The organism is Campylobacter sp. BCW_6877 (assembly GCF_001762445.1).
GTDB lineage: Bacteria > Campylobacterota > Campylobacteria > Campylobacterales > Campylobacteraceae > Campylobacter_D > Campylobacter_D jejuni.
In genome coordinates, this window is the sequence record NZ_MJWW01000059.1 from 341,716 (window position 1) to 343,838 (window position 2,123).

The 2,123-nt window shown below is 28.4% G+C and carries 3 protein-coding genes; all 3 read right to left on the minus strand.

Going from position 1 to position 2,123, the window contains the following annotated elements:
- Nucleotides 1–432: DUF5675 family protein (locus tag AJ936_RS09040; protein WP_070274426.1), on the minus strand; the 432-nt coding region annotated here is incomplete at its 3' end.
- A 48-nt stretch (nt 433–480) separates the two neighbouring features.
- Nucleotides 481–1,764 carry a hypothetical protein gene (locus AJ936_RS09045; RefSeq protein WP_057981351.1) on the minus strand — a complete coding sequence of 428 codons (1,284 nt, stop codon included), beginning with the start codon at nt 1,762–1,764 and terminating at the stop codon, nt 481–483.
- Nucleotides 1,761–2,123, minus strand: a 363-nt coding sequence (locus tag AJ936_RS09050) for a DUF1353 domain-containing protein (RefSeq protein ID WP_250606933.1), incomplete at its 5' end; no start/stop codon positions are given. The genes AJ936_RS09050 and AJ936_RS09045, both read right to left, overlap by 4 nt.

The following is a 2,123-nucleotide window of genomic DNA, read 5'->3' on the forward strand; positions in this document are numbered from 1 at the left end:
AATGTCTTCAAGATTTTTACCATACACCAAATCATAAAATTCTTTACAAGCTTGTCTGCTTTGACCGACACTTTCATTATTATTATCCTTGGTAAGCCCCAGCAAGATACAACCTTGAGTATCTTTGTCAGTGTTTCCCCAGTGTATTAAAATTGCACGACTTGCTGGAACTTCATTGTTATAAACATTTATCATTTCATCATCATTTTTTCCTGTTATTTCTCTTAAAGTGTTTTCAAATCGTGAAGGACTATGTCTTTTTAAATTATAATTTCCTTCAGGTATTCTTAAATCTTTACCACTTTCTAAACCCTCTTTATCTTCTTCCAAAGAAAAGCATTCAAAAAGAATTTTTTCTTCATCATCTAAAACCTTAAATTTGCCAATAACGCAAGTTTTACCAGTATATCTTCTATTAATTGTTATTTTCATTATAATTCCTTTCTTTTTATTTTTTGTATTTTATTTTTAGATTTAAACTCATTTTTCTTCTTCAAATTCAAATAAAAAAGCATTATCACCATAGGTAGTTTTATCAATTTCTTTTTTTATTCCTATAAAGCTTCTCTCGACTATAATTTCATTTTGAACTCTAAGGGCTTTTTGCATTTTTATATTTGAAAGATTGACATTTCCATAATATCCAGCTTGCCTATAAAAAAGACTCATAGGAATTTCATTTGTAAAAAGCTCTATACTTACACTATTTTTTATATTAGAAGCCCAAAGACAGCATTCATTTGCATTGCCATCATATTTTTTTAAAGCATTGGTAATATTATGCCAAGCAGGATCATTATAAATTCCGCTCGTTTTGATATTTCCTTCTATTTGATTTTTACTTGGTTTTGAAAGAACGCTAACTTCAGTATAATTTTTAGATTTTAAACCCATTCCATCTTTAGTGATTAAAAAACTGCCTTCATTAAGTCCTTTTATAATTTGCGTAGTGCTTGCTAAAGAATTTTCAAAACCAAAACGCAAATCACTTAAACATCCGCCATATTGACCACTATTTAAATTTGTATCAAAACTAATAATAATCAACTCTTGTGCTGTAATATTTTCATTTCCAAGCAAATTAATCCAACTTGTGTATTTATCATCACTTGCCACACAAAGCCAAAGTTGTTTTACATTTTCATTATAAGTTATAATTAAATCATTAACATTAGCTTTTGTTTTTGGAGTGGGAATAGAATTAGATACTTTTATTCCATTAATGCCTAAATTTAATTTCATATCTTCGAGCATCTCTTCTATAATAGGTTTAATTTCTTCTTTTGTTGGTGTTTGAGCCTTTAAACTTTCTAAAAATTCATCTTGACTTTTTCCCGTGTTTTCTTCATTTTCAAGCCAAAGTTCATAAGCACTTTTACCATCAGCTCCTTTAGCTCCATCTTGCCCTTTTAAATTTTCAAGCTGTTCTTCTGTAAAATCTTCATAAGTAAAAGGATCTCCTTTATCACCTTTTAAACTTTCTTGATTTTCTAAAACAACTTTTAATACAACTTCTTTTAAACTCTCTTCATTGATATTTGCATTGATGTCAAGCTCTTCTAGCAAGGCTTCTAGTTTTTCTTTTAATTCACTTTGTTTTATAAAGTTAAAACTTGTTAAAACTTCATTTATAGCATTTTTAATACTTTCATCGCTTGGTTTTACTCCATTTTTAAAAAGTTCTTTTAAAATTTCTAAAGCTTCACTAAAATCTTTATTGATTTCTTCTGTTTTTATGGCAATTTCTCTTAAATCCACGCTCATCTTATCCCCTTTATTAAACATTTGATCTGATGAAATAAATTACAAGAGCAATAAAAAACAAAAATCTTAAATTTATTTATTTCTAAAGCTTGCATTGCTTCTTTTAAAACAAGATCAGCTAGCCTATAATCATCTCTTGATTTTGCATTTATACACAAATAGTCATGGACAACACAAGCGCTAAAATACTCACTTTTAAAAGGTGGAAACAAAGACCAAAAAAGGCGTGGAATACTCGCTCCATCAGTTTTAAAACCTTGTGGTACAATGCCTTTGTAATTTGGTAAAATAAACTCATAATCTTGTATCACTTCAAATCTATCTTTATCATAAGGTTTTACACAAACCCTTTTTAATTC